This is a genomic window from Hymenobacter sp. UYP22, assembly GCF_040547285.1.
Taxonomy (GTDB): Bacteria; Bacteroidota; Bacteroidia; order Cytophagales; family Hymenobacteraceae; genus Hymenobacter.
The window spans coordinates 64,760-81,456 of the sequence record NZ_JBEPPK010000011.1; the positions used below are offsets into that span (position 1 = coordinate 64,760).

Below are 16,697 nucleotides of genomic sequence, written 5' to 3' on the forward strand. Positions count from 1 at the left end.
CCTCACAATTTCACCGCTAGCCTTTGTAACTGATGCGGTACACGGCGTCGTTCTGGTCGTCGCTCACGAGCAGGGAGCCATCGGGCAGCACCAGCAGGCACACGGGGCGGCCCCAGGGCGTCTTGCCCTGCAGCCAGCCGTCGGCAAAGGTTTCGTAGCTCAGGGCCTGCTTGCCAGTGGCATCCAGCTTCACCAGGCTGATGCGGTAGCCAATTTTGGTGCTACGGTTCCAGGAGCCGTGTTCGGGAATGAAAATCTGGTTGCGGTACTGGGCCGGAAATTTAGTCCCGGTGTAAAACTTCATACCCAGCGCGGCCACGTGCGGCCCCAGCTTGCGGGCGGGCTTCACATAGGTATCCGCCGATTTGCCCTTGCCAAACTCAGGGTCGGCCACGTCACCGGCAAAAAAGTACGGAAACCCAAAGTGCTGACCGGGACCGGCGGCGCGGTTCAGCTCGTCGGCGGGCAGGTTGTCGCCCAGCTGGTCGCGGCCGTTGTCAGTAAACCAGAGGGCTTTGTCGCGGGGACTCCAGTCGAAGCCCACGGTGTTGCGCACGCCGTAGGCGTAGGTTTCCAGGCCCGAGCCATCGGGGTTCATGCGGTTGATGGTGGCATAAATCGGCTCCTCGGGCAGGCAGGTGTTGCAGGGTGCGCCCACTGGCACGTACAGTTTACCATCGGGCCCGAAGCTGATGTAGCGGTAGCCGTGCCACTCTTTGCTGGGCAGCTTGCCGTACACCACCACCGGCTGGGGCTTCTGCTTGAGCCGTTGGGCAATGTTGTCGTAGCGCACAATCCGGTTGATTTCGGCCACGTACAGGGCTCCGTTGCGCACGGCCACACCGTTGGGCGCATTCAGGCCGGTAGCCACCGTTACCACCTCATCGGCGCGGCCATCCTTGTTGCGGTCGGGCAGGGCGTATACTTTATCGTCCTTGGTGCCCACATACACGGTGCCATCGGGGCCTACGGCCAGCTCCCGGGCGCTTTTCACGCCCTGGGCAAAGTAGCTGATGGTGAAGCCGGCCGGCAGCTTAATCTTGCTCAGATTGGCGTCGGCGACAGGGGCGGGTTTAGGGCCGGAAGTGAAGGCCGCCAGCGGGGCCAGTAACAGCGGAAGAAGGTGGCGAGTGTTCATACTGCCACAAACCCGCTTCTGGCCCCGAAGGTTGCTTGTTCAGCTAGTAGCTGTAGGGTGGTAGGAATGCGGTGGTGGCTGCCGCCCTGGAACTCCCCGCTTACATCTGGTTGGTGCGCTGGCGCAGTAGCCGCTCGTACTCACGCTCCGACAGGTTCATCTTTCCAAAGCCGCCGTATACACCTACCCCGTTCATGAATACACCAATTCCCCAGAACACCGTCGACCAGACGGGCCACGGAATGCCGTGGGTATAGTGCCGGTCCGTCAGCAGCCAGATGGTCCAGAGCAGCGCATTCACAGCAAAGTAGGTGAACAGGTGGGATTTGAACTTGGCACGAGCTTTTGCTATACGCCACAGTTGGGGGTCACGAGCCGGGGTTTCCATGATGCGGGAGCGTTTGGGTGATTGGATGAAACAAACCTATGCTTTTCAATAAGATGCTGAAAAGCCAGGTTACCCAAACGGTCATTTCGCGCACCTGAATTGTCAAAAAACCCACCCGAACTGTGGTGAAGTTGTGAAAGCTCAGAACGAGAACTGCACAACTTCGCCATTTCACCTTTTACCCCAGCCGCGAGACGCCGCCAGACACGATAAATTTCATGACTTCGGAGCTGGGCAAATCCAGGTAGGTGATGTTCTGGACGGGCACCAGCACTAGTTCCCCGCTAAAGTTGTAGGAGTGAGGGAAGTAAACGGCCAGCAGCTCGTCGCGGTGGATGGCCTGCATGCTGGGTTGGGTGACAAAACCCATTTTGAACACTTGCTCTTGGCTGCTCATGCGCACCAGCACCGGGCGGTTAAACTTCTGGTTGTCGCCCACGAAAGCATCAAACAGGTCCTTGAGGCTGGAGTAGATGATGCTTACTAAGGGCGTGCGGTGTAGTAGCCGCTCGGTGATAATGAGGAAAGGCCGCACCAGAAACGACTTCGCCACAAACCCTACCGCCGTTATCAGCAGAATTGCCACCACCAGCCCCAGGCCCGGCACATCAAAGCTCAGCCCCGCAAACAAGTCGTTGAGCCAGCGCAGCAGCGCGTACAGGATGTAAATGGTCAGCCCGATGGGGGCTACAATCAGGAAGCCGCTGAGAAAGTAATTGAGGATGCGCCGCATGAAAGAAAGGAGTTGAAGCCGGCAAGTTAGGTAGAACCAAGACCCACCAAAATTGTCATTCCGAGCAACGCGAGGAATCTGGAGTTACCTTCTACCGGTTGTCCCAGATTCCTCGCGTTGCTCGGAGTGACAGTGCTACACTTACTTATACCCTATGCTACGTGCTCGGTTACTTCCTCAATCCGGTCCTTCACGCGCTGCATCAGCCACATGGGCGTGCTGGTAGCCCCGCAAATCCCCACCGACTCGGCCCCGTGAAACCACTCATCCTGCATTTCTCCCTCATTTTCCACGAAGTAGCTACGGGGGTTAGTATTGTTTACTACCGAAAACAGGGCTTTGCCATTGGAGCTTTTGCGCCCGCTCACAAACACCACTACATCGTGCTGAGTGGCAAACTTGGCCAGGGCCGGCTCCCGGTTGCTCACCTGCCGGCAGATGCTGTCGTTGGCATCAAACGCTTCCAAAGAGCCGCCAGCGGCCTGGATACGCTCCTCAATCACCGATTTCATGTGGTAAAAGCCGGCCGTACTCTTGGTGGTTTGGCTGAACAAAGTCACGGGCCGGGAGAAGTCAATCTGGTCCAGGTCCTGCTCCGTCATCACAATAATGGCCTTGTTGAGCGTCTGGCCCGCGAGGCCGGTTACCTCAGCATGGCCGGGCTGACCGTAAATTACAATCTGGCCGTTTTGGCGGGTACTGGCATCGAAGGCGTGCTTTACCCGGTTTTGCAGCTTCAGTACCACGGGGCAGGAGGCATCAATCAGCTCAATGTTGTTGCGCAAAGCCAATTCGTAGGTTGCCGGCGGCTCCCCGTGGGCCCGGATAAGCACTTTGGCATCGTGCAGCTGCTCCAACTGCTCACGCTCAATAATGCGCAGCCCCAGGGCGTGCAGGCGCTCCACCTCCATACGGTTGTGCACAATGTCGCCGAGGCAGTACAGGGTTTCCTGCTGGGCCAATTCGTCCTCGGCCATCTGAATGGCAAACTCAACGCCGAAACAGTAGCCGGAATTTTTATCGATGGTGACGTTCATGAGCTCCTTTGCTTGGGAGCGGGACCAAACTAGCCTCGCCCACTACCGCATATGCTGCGAATCCTGTGCCGCAATCTGAGTAACAACAATGGGGAGTTGCCTTTTTCTCCCTGATACGCAAAGTCTTCTTTACTTGGCCGCGTCCTGCGCCCAGCCGGTAGCGGCCAGGGAGAACAAGGTGGCCGATACCCGCTCCAGCACGAAATCCACCTGCTCATCAATCATCATGTGGGTGGTATCAAGCAGCACGGCGTCGGAGGCGCGGCGCAGAGGGCTTTCGGTGCGGGTTGAGTCGAGATGGTCCCGTTTGCTGAGGTTGTCCACAATGGCTTCCACCGGCACCTGCTCGCCTTTCACGGCCAACTCCTCCTGGCGGCGCAGAGCCCGGGTGAGCACATCGGCCGTCATAAATACTTTTACCTCCGCATCCGGAAACACGGTAGTGCCAATGTCGCGCCCATCCATTACCACCCCCCGCTTGCGGCCCATGCGCTGCTGCTGGCTTACCATGGCGTGGCGCACCGCCGGTATTCCCGACACCTCACTCACCAGGTTGGATATGCGCATCTGCCGGATTTCATCTTCCCGAATCACGCCGTCCAGGCACAGCTCGTTGCGGCCTGTTTTGCGGTTGCGCTTAAAGCTGATGTGCATCTCGTGCAGAGCCTGTTCCACCCGGGGCAGATCATCAAAGGCAATGCCCTGCTCCAGCAAGTACAGCGTTACCGCCCGGTACATGGCCCCGGTATCAATGTAGGCATAGCCCAGCTCGGCGGCCACGGCCTTGGCCGTGGTGCTTTTGCCGCAGGAAGAATAGCCGTCGATGGCAATGACGATTTTTCGCATGACAGGTTCGCTGCTGGGCTCGGACTGACGGGAAGGGCTCACTAAATCCAGGTTTTACGGCTTGGCTGGGCGGCCAGGCGCTCGGGTACACTCGCGAAGAAGGTGGCTACTGACTGGTCGAGGCCTTTGGTCAACTGCTCACTCACGCGGAAGAAGGGATTGAAGAAATTGACGCCGTTGATGCCCACGCCGGTAGTACCGTCGCGGCCGGTAGCCCACTCGCCCTGGTAGGCCGTTACCAGGCACTGGCCCAGAAAGCAGCCCAACGCGGTAATCACGCCCTGGCGCTCCGCTTCCTTGATAGTAGGTCGTTGCTCTTCAATCAGCTCAGCGAGGCGCTGCACGGCGGCGGCGTCAAACGCGTTTACGCGGAGCTGCTGGCGCACGGCTTCGGCGGCCGTTACAAGGGCGGCAACTGGGTTTTCTTCGGGCATGAGGTGCGGGTTAGTTAGTAGCGGACTGCGGATTAGCTTGCTGCCAATGAGCGTAAGTCTGCAAAATTTGCCGCATGTGCTGACGGCCCAGCTTGCCTTTGGTAATCTGCGTGGCCAGTTCCGGGCAATTTCCTACCAAGCGGAGCATGGTTTGCGTGAAAGCATTCCGGCCCGTTGGCACTAGTACCGCGTCGCCGGTGGCGGGTTGCAACACCAGGTCCATCGCATAAGATGGATTAGCGGTTTCCAGCCCCAAAAAAGTTTCCGTTGCGCCCATGTAGCGCGGGTCGAACTTGTATGCTGTGAATTGCCCGTAACGGTATAGTTTCTGGGCAAATGCCGCCGCTATTCTTTGGGAGGGAGTATTCACGTTGCGAACTACTCCGAACGTATCAGTTTTCAGCACGAAGCCTTGTAGCTCTCCTGCTTGATACACGTTGGATTCACCTTCCGCGGGCTGAATCCGCAAATGACCCGATGGTTCCAGCCGCAATTTGCCGGATTGCCAACGTCCATCGGCCAACTGGCAGGCCCCCGGTCCGCTGAGTGCCCTGGCAGACCGGCCACCCATATTGTGGTACACCGGGTTAAGCTGTCCGTACGCCGTACCAGCGCTGAGAAGCAATGCGGCCAGCAGCAGACTATAGCAGACGATGTATTTCACGGGCACGAGCAGAGCGTTAGATACGGAACCAGACAACATTTATCGGCACTACCGGCGGAAGAGTTAGTGACTTTCGCAGGGGCAGGGTACTTTGCCGAACTTGGCTTTGCGCTTAACCGAGGCGGTTTTTTTCTGCTGCGGAGTGCGGGTAGCGCAGCCAGTTGTCAGCAGGCCCGAGCCCCCCAGCAGGGCAGCCAGTAGCAAAGTCACAATCTTTCTCACGGCACGGATTTTCGGCAAATATACGGTTCTTTACCCGTTAGCCGCCTGCCGGCCCTACTTTTCACCGAGCCCCGCTCCTGCCCTATGCCCGCCGATTTTCAGCTCCGCGCCAACGTTATCAATCTGTTTGACAACACGATAACGCCGGCTACTATTCACGTAGCAGCCGGCCGCATTGCCCGCATTGAGCCCACCGGTGCCACTGCCCCCGATGCGGCCCTGCCTTATGCGCTGCCGGGCTTTGTAGATGCACACGTACACGTAGAAAGCTCCCTGTTAGTGCCCTCCGAGTTTGCTCGCTTGGCAGTAGTACACGGCACCGTAGCCACCGTCTCCGACCCCCACGAAATTGGCAATGTACTGGGCGTGGCTGGAGTGCAATACATGCTGCAAAATGCGGCGCAGGTACCGTTCAAGTTTTGCTTTGGGGCACCCTCCTGCGTGCCGGCCACACCGTTTGAAACGGCCGGGGCCGAAATAACGGCCCAGGATATTGAGCTGCTGTTCCGGGAGCACCCCGAAATTGGCTACCTGGCTGAAATGATGAACTGGCCGGGCGTGCTGGGCCGCGACGAGCTGGTGATGGAGAAGATCCGGCTGGCCCAGCAGTACAACCGTCCCGTGGATGGCCACGCCCCCGGCCTACGGGGCGAGGACGCCGCCCGCTACGCCTCGGCCGGCATCAGCACCGACCACGAGTGCTTCACGGCCGAAGAGGCCCTGGACAAGCTGGCCGTGGGTATGAAGGTGCTGATTCGGGAAGGCTCTGCGGCCCGCAACTTTGAGGCTCTCATTGATCTGCTGCCCGAGCACCATGAGCACCTGATGTTCTGCTCCGACGACAAGCACCCCGATACCCTGGTGCTGGGCCACATCAACCAGTTGGTGCAGCGAGCCGTGGCCCGGGGCCAGGAGGTGCTGCAAGTGCTGCGCGTGGCCTGCCGCAACCCCGTAGAGCACTATCGCCTGCCCGTGGGTCTGCTCCGGGCAAGTGACCCCGCCGATTTCATCGTAGTAGATGACTTAATAGAGTTCCAGGTACGCCAGACCTATTTGAACGGAGAGCTGGTAGCCGAGAATGGCCGCACCTTGATTCCGGCAGTGCCGGTGGCGGTAGTCAATAATTTCACCGCCGACCCCGTGCAGCCGGCGGCATTCCACCTACCTGCGCCTCAGGCTGCCGCCACCGTACGCGTAATTGAGTGCTTTGATGGACAGCTCATTACTGCCCGCCACGATGTGCCGGCCCGCGTAGAAAGCGGCCTAGTAGTGCCTAACATTGCCCAGGATGTGTTGAAGCTCACTGTGGTGAACCGCTACCAGCCCGCCCCACCAGCCGTGGCCTTCATCCAGGGCTTCGGGCTGCAACGCGGAGCCCTGGCCAGCAGCGTTGGCCACGATTCGCACAACATCACGGCCGTGGGCTGCGACGATGAAAGCCTGGCCCGCGCGGTAAACCTGGTAATTGAAGCCCGTGGCGGCTTGGCGGTAGTAGCCCCCGATGGGCGGGAGCTTATCCTGCCGCTACCCGTGGCCGGCCTCATGTCGGACCAGCCGGGGCCCGAGGTAGCCGCTGCCTACAGCGCCGTAGATGCGCTGGCCAAGGAGTTAGGCTCCACCCTGCAGGCTCCGTTCATGACGCTTTCCTTCATGGCTCTGCTGGTTATCCCCAGCCTTAAGCTCAGCGACAAGGGCCTGTTTGATGGCGAAGCCTTCCGGTTCGTGGAAGCCGTGGTGTAAGGGCAGAAGTCAAAGCGAAAAAGTCAAAAGTGAAAGCTCCGAACGGTAGGACCGTCGGGGCTTTCACTTTTGACTTTTTCGCTTTGACTTGACTTAAAACCGCTTGTGCAGCAGCTTCTGCATTTTTTCCTCCGTGAGGGGCTTGGCTAGGTACTCCACGCCCTCGTACTGTGCCACGCGGGCCGTATCGGCGGCGTGCATGGAGGTAGTCAGGACCGCCAGCACGGTTCGGCGGCGTACGTCCTCCGGCAGGGCGCTGTAGAGCTTCAGAAACTCGAAGCCATCCATGCCGGGCATTTTCAAATCCACGAACACCAGATCGGGCATCTCGGCAGTGGGCTGCTCTTTGTGGCTACCCCACAGCTCCTGGTAGGCCTGCTCCGCTTTCGAGTACGTCAGCACCTGCTCGGCCACTTCCAACCGATTTAAAAGCCGGTTATTCAGGAAACAGGTAGTCTCGTTGTCGTCTACCAGCACCACGTTTCGCAGCTTTTTAGTCATACTATGTTCGGTTAAAGTGGATGAGCAAAAGCGCCGGTTTACAGCCAGCCCTGGGCCTGCATCCAGTCATCGTTGTAAATCTTGCCGAGGTAGCGCGTGCCGTGGTCCGGCAGGATGATGACCATGGTATCATCTTCCTGCAAATGTTCTTTGGCATATTCTAGGGCTCCGTGTACTGCCGAGCCGCAGGACCAGCCCACAAACAGGCCTTCTTCCTTGGCAAGCCGGCGTGTCATCAGGGCCGCATCTTTGTCGGTTACTTTGATGAACAGATCAATCAGGTCGAAGTTTACATTCTTGGGCAGAATATCTTCCCCAATGCCCTCAGTCTTGTACGGGTAGATTTCGTTTTCATCGAAGATGCCCGTTTCCTTGTACTTTTTGAACACTGAGCCATAGGTATCCAGGCCTACCGTTACTAGGTCAGCCTTTTGCTCCTTTAAGTATTTGGCCGTGCCGCAGATGGTACCGCCCGTGCCCACCCCGCAGGCCAGGTGCGTGATAGTGCCTTCAGTCTGCTTCCAGATTTCGGGGCCGGTGCTCTCGTAATGCGCCGCCGTGTTCGACATATTGTCGTATTGGTTGGGATAGAACGAGTTGGGCGTTTCCTCGCTCAGGCGCTTGGCTACCGAGTAATAAGAGCGTGGATCCTCGGGGGCTACATCTACGGGGCAAACAACCACCTGGGCACCCACCGCCCGCAAAATATCCTGCTTTTCCTTGCTTTGCTTGTCGCTCATCACGAAGATGCACTTGTAGCCTTTGGCAATGGCAGCCAGGGCCAGGCCCATGCCAGTGTTGCCGCTGGTGCCTTCAATGATGGTGCCGCCGGGCTTAAGCAGGCCCGCCTTCTCGGCATCCTCCACCATTTTAACCGCCATGCGGTCCTTCACCGAGTTGCCGGGGTTGAAGTACTCCACTTTAACCAGCACGGTGCCTTTGATGCCAGCCGCAACTTTATTTAGCTTCACCAGCGGCGTGTTGCCAATGGCTTCCACAATGTTATTCAGATACATAGTACGGGTGAGAGGGGTAAGAGGTACTGGGAGAGAGGCGGCAAAGGTACGGATTCCGGACGGGAGCAGCAGGCTCCGGCCAGAAGTTAGCCGGTGCACTCGAAGGGCCTTTGCAGACGGTTTGGCGGCAGTTTGGAACAGTATCCGGGTGGGGCCCACCGATTAATCCGGCATTCGCTTCGCCCAAGCGGCAAAAACATCTACTTTTGCCCCGCCGCCAGCTTGGCTGTAGCGGCACTTCCCACCCCACACATCAGCATCTTCCGCTAACCCCACTTCTATGAGTGTTCTGGTAAACAAGGATTCCAAAGTGATTGTGCAGGGCTTTACGGGCTCCGAAGGCTCGTTCCATGCCCAGCAGATGATTGAATACGGCACCAACGTGGTGGGTGGCGTAACGCCCGGCAAGGGTGGCACCCAGCACCTGGAGCGCCCCGTGTTCAACACCGTAGCCGAAGCCGTAGAGCAGGCCGGTGCCGATACCAGCATCATCTTCGTGCCCCCGGCTTTCGCCGCCGACGCTATTATGGAAGCGGCTGACGCCGGCATCAAGGTAATCGTGACCATCACCGAAGGCATCCCCACCAAGGACATGATTGCGGTGAAGGAATACCTGAAAGGCCGCGAGGGTCTGCGCATGATCGGGCCTAACTGCCCCGGCGTAATGACGGCTGGCGAGTGCAAAGTGGGTATCATGCCCGGCTTCATTTTCCAGAAAGGCCGCGTGGGTATTGTATCCAAGTCGGGCACGCTGACCTACGAGGCCGTTGACCAACTCACCAAAGCCGGCCTGGGCCAAACCACGGCCATCGGCATCGGCGGTGACCCCATCATTGGCACCACCACCAAAGAAGCCGTGGAGCTACTCATGAACGACCCCGAAACCGAGGGCATCGTAATGATTGGCGAAATTGGCGGTGGCATGGAAGCCGAAGCTGCTCGCTGGATTAAAGAAACCGGCAACAAGAAGCCCGTAGTAGGCTTCATTGCCGGCCAGACCGCGCCTCCCGGCCGCCGCATGGGCCACGCCGGGGCCATCGTAGGCGGTGCCGATGATACGGCCGCTGCGAAAATGGCCATCATGCGCGAGTGTGGCATCCACGTAGTGGATTCGCCCGCTGAAATTGGCGACACCATGCTGCGCGTACTGGGCAGCAAGTAACCTTCCCTGCTACTCCCTGACTACCTTAGAGGAGGCTCCTACAAAAGGGAGCCTCCTTTTTTTGGTCTGGCTGGGCTGCATAGTTGGTTTTGCTGCTGAATCGTCCTATTCAGCCAGCATTGCGGCCAGCCAGCGCTATTTGCTATTAACCCGCTCTTTCACGCCATTCACCTAGTAAAAAAGCAACCGTATAGCCTTTTCATTGCCGAATCGATACATTTGATCTGCGCAGTACTGCTCAGCTTCCCTTCCTATCAATTTTGCATGAGAAAGAATTTACTCTGGGGATTTCTACTGTTCTTTCTCTGTCAGATTCCGAGCCTGGTGCGCGCCCAATCGGCGGCAGCTCCGGCACCCTGCCAGCCGACCCCGAAGTGGACGGCCATCATTACAGCCCACCCCGATGATTGGCAGCTGTTTATGGGAGCGGCAATCAGTGAGGAAGCCAAGCATACGCGCCGCAAGATTGTGTTTGTCTGCCTGACGGGCGGGCAAGCCGATGAGCCGGCCGACAGCTACTGGCAAAGCCGGGAAGCCAGCCACCGGGCCTCGGTGCGGCAGATAGCCAACCCCTGGGCCAGCCTGGCCTCTACCTCATTTTCTGACAAGCTGCAGATTAATGGTCATTCCATTGATATGTACCGCAGCCAGAACCTGGTAGCCTTCTACCTGCATTTGCCCGATGGCGGAGTGCACGGCCGGGGCTTGGCCCGCGGTAGCTTCCAGAGCCTGAAGCTTCTGCGGGATGCTGGCAAAGCGCTGACTCCGCTAAATGGCGGAGCTCCCTACACTTCCTGGGACGATTTGAGCCAAACCGTTCGGGAGCTGCTGGCTCACGAAGCCATTAAAGGTCAACTGACCCTGCACACCGCGCAAACCGATATACGCCTTAACTCCGGCGACCATTCTGACCATTACATGGCGGGCCAATTGGCTCAGCATACGATGCGGGGACTGGAGTGCCGCTTTCTGCAGTACGTGGGGTACGACGTAAGCAAACGCCCGGTCAATTTGTCCTCGGCTCAGATCAGCAGCCAGCAGCAAGCCTATCGCGCCTATTGCCAGACTATGGTGAGCCTGGGCCAGGAAGACCCCTGGGATACCAAACACTTGGCTTTTGTGGGTCACCAATACGTGCAGGTAAAACACCAGGCGGGCCCGCAGCTGCCGCCGACAGCTCCAGCCGCCACCACTGGGCAGAACGATGATGAAGATGCCTTGCTGGCGGACCACTTGGTGCTGCAGCCGGCCTTTCCGAACCCTTTCTCTGCTTCAAGCCAGTTAACCTTCGATTTGCCTATAGCGGCTCCCGTGTGGCTACGGGTACTGGATATGCAGGGCCGGGAGGTGGTTCAGCTGTTACGCGGTGAGTCCCAGCAGGCCGGCCGTCACGACCAGTGGCTGGACGTGCAGCGCTTTCCGGCCTCCGGCACCTACGTTGCAGAACTACGGGTAGGCAAATATCGGCGGCAGCAGAAGCTATCAGTGGTGCGTTAGTGCGTAGTTTTACGGTACCGTTGAGCTACCGCTTCTCCTTACTTTTTGCTTTCTATGCCTTTTCCGCTTGCTGCTATCTGGCGCTGGCGCCCTGCTTACCCTGTTCTGTTACTGTTGGCGTTACTGCTTCAGGGGTTATGTGTGCTGCGCGCATTTGGGGCATTGCTTTTCCAACCCGGCCAGCATTTGCTGGTAACCAGCCAAGACGGAGCTAAAAACTACTTCACCTTCCAAGCCTATATCCAACAGCCTTGGCCCAACGGACTGAGCTGGTTTGGCATGATGAATTATCCCTTCGGGGACTACCTGTTCTTCACCGATAATACGCCACTGTTGGCCGTGCCGGTGCGGCTTTGGTCACACTACGTTTCCGATCTGGCACCGCACGGGCTGGATATTTATCATGGGCTGATGCTGGCAGGCTTTTTCCTGAGCACGGCTTTGCTGGTGGCTATTCTGCGGCGGTTGGTGCAGCACTGGGGGCTGGTGCTGGTATTTGCCGTAGTATTACCGTGGCTCAACCCGCAAACCAGCCGCCTGCTAGTTGGCCATTTCAACCTGTCGTATAGCTGGCTGGTGTTGCTGGTTATCTGGGGGCTGTTGGGACTGTACCAGCGGGTGCGGGCAGGCGGTCCTATTTGGGGTTGGGTACTGGCGCTGGTAGCTGGCTCGGTAGTGGCCGGGCTTATTCACTTGTATTACCTGCCCTTGCTGGCGCTTACAGTGGCGGGGTTCTTTGCGGCCTGGCTGCTGCCCCGGCAGCAGTGGCGCAACCGTACACTGAGCGGCGCGGCCGTGCTCATTACCTTGCTGCCTACGCTGCTGTGCTTTTTGGTAGTGCGCCTCACCGACGGTTACCGGGTGCAACGCAGCATGCAGGCCACCGGCTTCAACTATGCCCCCTGGAAGCTACAACTATCGGCACTGATTAAGCCGGGCAGCTACCAAACGGTTCATTTCTGGCTGGAGCCCAAAAACCAACCTACGTATGAGTCGGTGGCTTATTTGGGCGCTTTTGCCTTGTTTGGGCTCACGTTTTTTGTGGTGGCCTGGCTGGTACGCAAACCAGCTACGCAGGCTTTCTGGCAAGCGTGGAAGGCGACGCCCGAGCGGGCATTTATGCAGTTGCTGCTGCTGGCGGCGCTAGTGGGATTGGGCGTTTCCCTGGGTACAGAATACGCCGTGGCCGACGACCAGTACATTTTCCAGAACTACTTCAGCGCCTTCTATTATCTGCAGAAGGTTACTCAGGTGGTTACGCACTTCCGGGCTGTGGGCCGGTTTAGCTGGCCTTTCTTCTGGGCAGTAAATTTGCTGGTGCTGGTGGCGCTTGATTTTTGGCTTCGCCGAAGCCAGTGGCGGGGCCGCTGGGTAGTGGCCGTTGCCCTGGTAGTACTGGCCCTGCTCGACACGCGTGATACGCTCAAACACTACCGCAAGTCTTTGCTACCCAACCTGCTCACCAATGAGCGCACATTTCCGGAGCTACAGCCCTTGCTCCAGGGGCTGCGGCCGGAGCAGTACCAAGCTATTTTGCCGGTTCCGTTCTTCCACGTGGGTAGCGAGAACCTGGAACTGACGGTAGATGATGATAATGCCCATTCCCTGCACGCCTACGAACTGGCCTTGCGCACCAACCTGCCGCTGGTAGCCAGTAAACTCTCTCGCACTCCGGAGGAGCACGTTAAGCAGTTGCGAAGCCTGTTTAGCCCCACCGGGCCTACTCCCGAACTACGTGCTCAACTGCAGGCCGCCCGCAAACCACTGCTGGTGCTGTTGGATGAAAGCTACTATGATGGCTCTATCCCTTTCGCCCAGCAACAAGCCAACCCATTGGCCAAACAGCTTATTGAGGCCGGAGCCGCCTTACCAAGCCGCCAGCCGCTCACGCTAGTAGCCCAGTCCGGTAAGCTGCGCCTCTACCGCTGGAATGTGCAGTAAAGCCACCAGCGCCTATAGCCGGTGACGGCGACTCAGTATCCGAACCAAGTTGCCGGTTTCAGTGAGCAGGATGCGTGGGTTGAGGCGGGAGAAGATAACTCCGGGCTTGAGCTCCACGGGCTGAGCCAGCACCCGCAAGTGCCGTATGCGCGAAGCCAGAAATAATAGCTCTAGGTCGAAGAGGTAGCGTTGGGTAGTAGTACGCAGGAACAGAGCGCGGCCAGTACTATTAAAGGCTTTCAGCCCGCACTGCGTATCCTCCACGGGAAGGCGCAACACGTAGCGCGTTACCCGGCGCAGCATGCGCGAAACCCGCCGCCGGGCCGGTGGCACCTGCGCATAGTATGCGTTGCTGCGCACACCCACCACAATATCGGCTCCAGAATCTATCAGCTTGTTATACACGGCCGCCATGCTGTGCTCCTGGTAAGGAAAATCGATATCCGTAAACAAGCAGTAGGGCTCCTGCACCTGGGCCATGCCTTTGCGTAGCGCGTGGCCTTTGCCCTGATTGGTGGTATACGTCAGGTAGGTGAACCGGCCGGGCAATGCACTGCGCAGCACGTCCATATCTGCCTCTGTCACATCAGCGCCGGCTCCGTCATTCACCACGTACAGATGAATGAGGACTTTCCCCACCAGCAGCGTCTGGAACCGTTCCAGGCTTGAAATAATGTTGGTTGCCCACCCGGCCGGCGGCCGGAAGCAGGGCAATACAATGGCTAGGTGCGAGGTGTAGGGGGAAGTTGGGAGGGACATGGGAGCAGAAAACTACCGTAAAGTTACGGCTCAGCTTGCTTGTGGTTAACTGGGAAACCAGTTTCATTTAATCCGAGCCAACTGAGGTATAAGCCACTCCCGGCCTTTCTACTACTTACCGCCGCTCTGCCCGCCTACATTTACTACCAGCCCGAACTGGAATACAGAATTGGCAGCCTTCAGGTAGCGGCGGTGACGCAGCCCGAAGTTACTGCCGCTAATAAGCTGGAAATCAACGGGACCAACCAGCGTGATGCGGGTGTAGGTAATGGGTTCCAGAAAAATATTGGTTTCCGGGGCGTGGGGCTGCCCATCAAGACGAAAGTTACTGAGCGTGACGTAGCTAGCGCGCAAAGCCGTGCCGTAGGTGACGGGCCAGTCGCGGCCCAGCACGTGGTACGTTTTCTTATCCTTGGATGTGTAGTTAACCTGCACGAAATACTTATCTAGGCTGCCTTCCAGGGTGCGGGTGATACCCTCGGCAGGAGTGCGCTCCACGCGCTTGGTGTGGCCCAACCCGTAGCCGCCATACACTTCCAGCACCCGCGAGTCGCGCAGGCGGGTGTAATAGCCCAGTCCCAACTCCCCGAAGTCATGGTCCTCAGCCCGCTTTTTCTTATCCGTATGCAGAAACGATGCTGACCCCATGACGCCTAAGTGGTCGGAAACCGCGTAAGCCCCTTGCACGGCCGTATTCTGACTGAAGTTGGTATGGATGCCTCCGCTCCATTCTCCCTTCTGCGTGAGCAACGGCACCTGGGGTGGCGGAGGAAAATACAACGACGAGCAACCTACCAACAGCGGCAGGAGCAGCAGGAACGCGGCGCGACGAAGCAGGTAGAGCATAGGCAGCGGAAGATAGGAAGTTGGCCTCAGAACGTCGGCAGTCGGGTTTCGTTGTGTACTAGCTGACCCATTCTGTCCAGTACTGGCTTGGCTGGTATCGGCCGGGCGGGTCAGGAATTAGCTACCAACGTATCCGAAGCCCGGTGCGGGAGTACAGCGCCAACGCCACAGTAGCAGCCAAGCCCGACAGTTTACTTCTGGTTTGCGTATAGCCGGTGCGGCTGAACGTTCGGCCGCCTGTTTTCTGCCTCCATGCCCCGTCCTACTCGTTTTGATGCTATTATTATTGGTTCCGGCCAGGCGGGAAACCCGCTGGCTACGGCCCTGGCCAAAGCCGGCCGCAAAGTGGCCCTCATTGAAAAATACCTGCTTGGCGGCTCCTGCATCAACTACGGCTGCTCCCCAGTAAAAGCCCTGTTAGCCTCTGCCGAGCGAATACACCAGGTAGCCACCGCCGCCGAATACGGCGTGAAAACCAGCGCGCCCAAACCCGATTTTCGGGCTATTGTAGCGCGCAAAGATGCCGTTATTCAGCACAAGCGCGACGGAGTACGGGCTAACCTGCAGCAGGAGCAGAGCGGTATTACCGTGCTCATGGGCCAAGCGCGTTTCAGCAGTGCGCGCGTGGTGCGTGTACAGCTGAACGCCGGTGGTGAGCAGGAACTAACCGCCCCGCTCATCTTCATCAATACTGGCACGCGGGCAGCGGTGCCGCCCATTGAGGGCCTCGCCGAAAGCGGCTTTCTGACCAATGTGGATATTCTCGACCTTAAGCAACTGCCCGAGCACCTACTGATTTTGGGTGGCGGCTATATCGGGCTGGAGTTCGGGCAGATGTTCCGCCGCTTCGGCAGCCGCGTAACCATTATCGACGCGGCCAAGAACCTGCTGGAGCGCGAAGACGACGACGTCTGCCAGGCCATGCGCCAGCAGCTGGAGGCCGACGGCGTGGAGTTTGTGCTGGAGGCCGAAGTGCGCCGCGTGTCGCGCAACGCCGACGGCGCGTACACTCTCACGGCCAGCACAGGTGCCGACGAGCGGCGCCTGCGCGGCTCCCACCTGCTGGTAGCCGTGGGCCGGGAACCCAACACCGACGACCTGGGCCTAGAAACTACCGGGGTAGAAACCAACGAGCAAGGCTACGTGCTGGTGAACGAGCGGCTGCAAACCAATGTGCGCGGCCTCTATGCCCTCGGCGACGTGCACCCCGGCCCCCAGTTCACCCACCTGGCTTACGACGACTACCGCGTGGTGCGCGACAATATTCTGCACCGTAAGCGCCGATCGGCCAAGGCCCGTCCCCTGCCCTATGTAGTATTCACCCAACCCCAGCTCGGCCGCATTGGCCTGAGCGAAAAGCAGGCCCGCCACGAAAAGCTGGCCTACCGCGTTGCCACCATGCCCGTGCGCGTCATCGGCCGCGCCCAGGAAACCAGCCTCACCGACGGCTTCATGAAAGTGCTGGTCGATGAGAAAGGCCACATTCTCGGAGCCACCATTTTCAGCGAGCAGGGCGGCGAAATCATGTCGATGATTCAGCTGGCCATGGCCGGCGGCCTCACCTGCGACGATTTGCAGAACACCGTATTTGCCCATCCCACCTGGGCTGAGGCGCTGACCAACCTCTTTGCCAAGCTAGTGAAGGCATAGCAACCAAGGCTTACGTAGTTGTTACGGAATGCTGCTTCGCCTCTTACAGTGCTGTTCTCACCGCACTTAGGTCCTTCAGTTTACCGCGCATGAACCGCTGGCTTCCTGGTTTTCTAATTGTAT

At 58.5% G+C, this 16,697-nt stretch carries 16 protein-coding genes and 1 pseudogene; 5 read left to right on the forward strand and 12 right to left on the reverse strand.

All coding sequences use genetic code 11. The features are described from left to right. Nucleotides 1-16: 16 nt before the first annotated feature. The 8 genes from ABIB60_RS16215 to ABIB60_RS16250 all read right to left on the reverse strand — a co-directional run bounded on the left by ABIB60_RS16215 (nucleotide 17) and on the right by ABIB60_RS16250 (nucleotide 5,462). Nucleotides 17-1,138 carry a PQQ-dependent sugar dehydrogenase gene (locus tag ABIB60_RS16215; protein ID WP_354581340.1) on the reverse strand — a complete coding sequence of 374 codons (1,122 nt, stop codon included), beginning with the start codon at nucleotides 1,136-1,138 and terminating at the stop codon, nucleotides 17-19. A gap of 100 nt (nucleotides 1,139-1,238) precedes the next feature. Next, a complete protein-coding gene (locus ABIB60_RS16220) occupies nucleotides 1,239-1,526 on the reverse strand; it encodes a 2TM domain-containing protein (protein ID WP_354581341.1) in 288 nt (95 codons plus the stop codon). A gap of 178 nt (nucleotides 1,527-1,704) precedes the next feature. Then, nucleotides 1,705-2,259, reverse strand: a complete 555-nt coding sequence (locus ABIB60_RS16225; protein WP_354581342.1) for a DUF502 domain-containing protein — start codon at nucleotides 2,257-2,259, stop codon at nucleotides 1,705-1,707. A gap of 152 nt (nucleotides 2,260-2,411) precedes the next feature. Further along, the gene (locus ABIB60_RS16230; protein WP_354581343.1) at nucleotides 2,412-3,296 is read right to left on the reverse strand and encodes a 4-hydroxy-3-methylbut-2-enyl diphosphate reductase; all 885 of its coding nucleotides are present in this window, start codon (nucleotides 3,294-3,296) and stop codon (nucleotides 2,412-2,414) included. Between the two features lie 129 nt (nucleotides 3,297-3,425). Beyond that, entirely contained in the window at nucleotides 3,426-4,142 is a 717-nt protein-coding gene (gene cmk, locus ABIB60_RS16235; RefSeq protein WP_354581344.1) for a (d)CMP kinase, read from the reverse strand. Between the two features lie 41 nt (nucleotides 4,143-4,183). Beyond that, nucleotides 4,184-4,576: a hypothetical protein gene (locus ABIB60_RS16240; protein ID WP_354581345.1), complete on the reverse strand. Its 393-nt coding sequence runs from the start codon at nucleotides 4,574-4,576 to the stop codon at nucleotides 4,184-4,186. Nucleotides 4,577-4,586: 10 nt separating this feature from the next. Then, on the reverse strand, nucleotides 4,587-5,240 hold the full coding sequence (locus ABIB60_RS16245; protein WP_354581346.1) for a hypothetical protein: 654 nt from the start codon (nucleotides 5,238-5,240) through the stop codon (nucleotides 4,587-4,589). A 63-nt stretch (nucleotides 5,241-5,303) separates the two neighbouring features. Next, nucleotides 5,304-5,462, reverse strand: a complete 159-nt coding sequence (locus ABIB60_RS16250; RefSeq protein WP_354581347.1) for a hypothetical protein — start codon at nucleotides 5,460-5,462, stop codon at nucleotides 5,304-5,306. Between the two features lie 84 nt (nucleotides 5,463-5,546). Between ABIB60_RS16250 and ade the strand changes: the two genes are divergently transcribed. Further along, nucleotides 5,547-7,202 (forward strand): adenine deaminase, encoded by a 1,656-nt coding sequence (ade, locus tag ABIB60_RS16255; protein WP_354581348.1) that lies wholly within the window; start codon nucleotides 5,547-5,549, stop codon nucleotides 7,200-7,202. Nucleotides 7,203-7,295: 93 nt separating this feature from the next. Here the strand turns inward: ade and ABIB60_RS16260 are convergent, their stop codons facing one another. Further along, nucleotides 7,296-7,703 (reverse strand): response regulator, encoded by a 408-nt coding sequence (locus ABIB60_RS16260; RefSeq protein WP_354581350.1) that lies wholly within the window; start codon nucleotides 7,701-7,703, stop codon nucleotides 7,296-7,298. Nucleotides 7,704-7,744: 41 nt separating this feature from the next. Further along, nucleotides 7,745-8,719 (reverse strand): annotated as a pseudogene (locus tag ABIB60_RS16265) (PLP-dependent cysteine synthase family protein); the annotation flags it as partial. Nucleotides 8,720-8,999: 280 nt separating this feature from the next. On the opposite strand from ABIB60_RS16265, the gene sucD reads away from it, so the two are divergent. The 3 genes from sucD (at nucleotide 9,000) to ABIB60_RS16280 (ending at nucleotide 13,319) form a co-directional block, all read left to right on the forward strand. Continuing rightward, the gene (sucD, locus tag ABIB60_RS16270) at nucleotides 9,000-9,881 is read left to right on the forward strand and encodes a succinate--CoA ligase subunit alpha (protein WP_315997996.1); all 882 of its coding nucleotides are present in this window, start codon (nucleotides 9,000-9,002) and stop codon (nucleotides 9,879-9,881) included. Between the two features lie 264 nt (nucleotides 9,882-10,145). Further along, a complete protein-coding gene (locus tag ABIB60_RS16275) occupies nucleotides 10,146-11,378 on the forward strand; it encodes a PIG-L family deacetylase (protein ID WP_354581352.1) in 1,233 nt (410 codons plus the stop codon). 54 nt (nucleotides 11,379-11,432) lie between these two features. Then, nucleotides 11,433-13,319: a DUF6311 domain-containing protein gene (locus ABIB60_RS16280; RefSeq protein ID WP_502915132.1), complete on the forward strand. Its 1,887-nt coding sequence runs from the start codon at nucleotides 11,433-11,435 to the stop codon at nucleotides 13,317-13,319. A gap of 12 nt (nucleotides 13,320-13,331) precedes the next feature. Here the strand turns inward: ABIB60_RS16280 and ABIB60_RS16285 are convergent, their stop codons facing one another. Together ABIB60_RS16285 and ABIB60_RS16290 are read right to left on the reverse strand one after the other, a co-directional pair. Continuing rightward, nucleotides 13,332-14,078 carry a glycosyltransferase gene (locus tag ABIB60_RS16285; RefSeq protein WP_354581355.1) on the reverse strand — a complete coding sequence of 249 codons (747 nt, stop codon included), beginning with the start codon at nucleotides 14,076-14,078 and terminating at the stop codon, nucleotides 13,332-13,334. Between the two features lie 111 nt (nucleotides 14,079-14,189). Continuing rightward, nucleotides 14,190-14,924 carry a putative outer membrane beta-barrel protein gene (locus ABIB60_RS16290; protein ID WP_354581356.1) on the reverse strand — a complete coding sequence of 245 codons (735 nt, stop codon included), beginning with the start codon at nucleotides 14,922-14,924 and terminating at the stop codon, nucleotides 14,190-14,192. A 252-nt stretch (nucleotides 14,925-15,176) separates the two neighbouring features. Between ABIB60_RS16290 and ABIB60_RS16295 the strand changes: the two genes are divergently transcribed. Further along, a complete protein-coding gene (locus ABIB60_RS16295; protein ID WP_354581357.1) occupies nucleotides 15,177-16,574 on the forward strand; it encodes a mercuric reductase in 1,398 nt (465 codons plus the stop codon). Nucleotides 16,575-16,697: the final 123 nt, after the last annotated feature.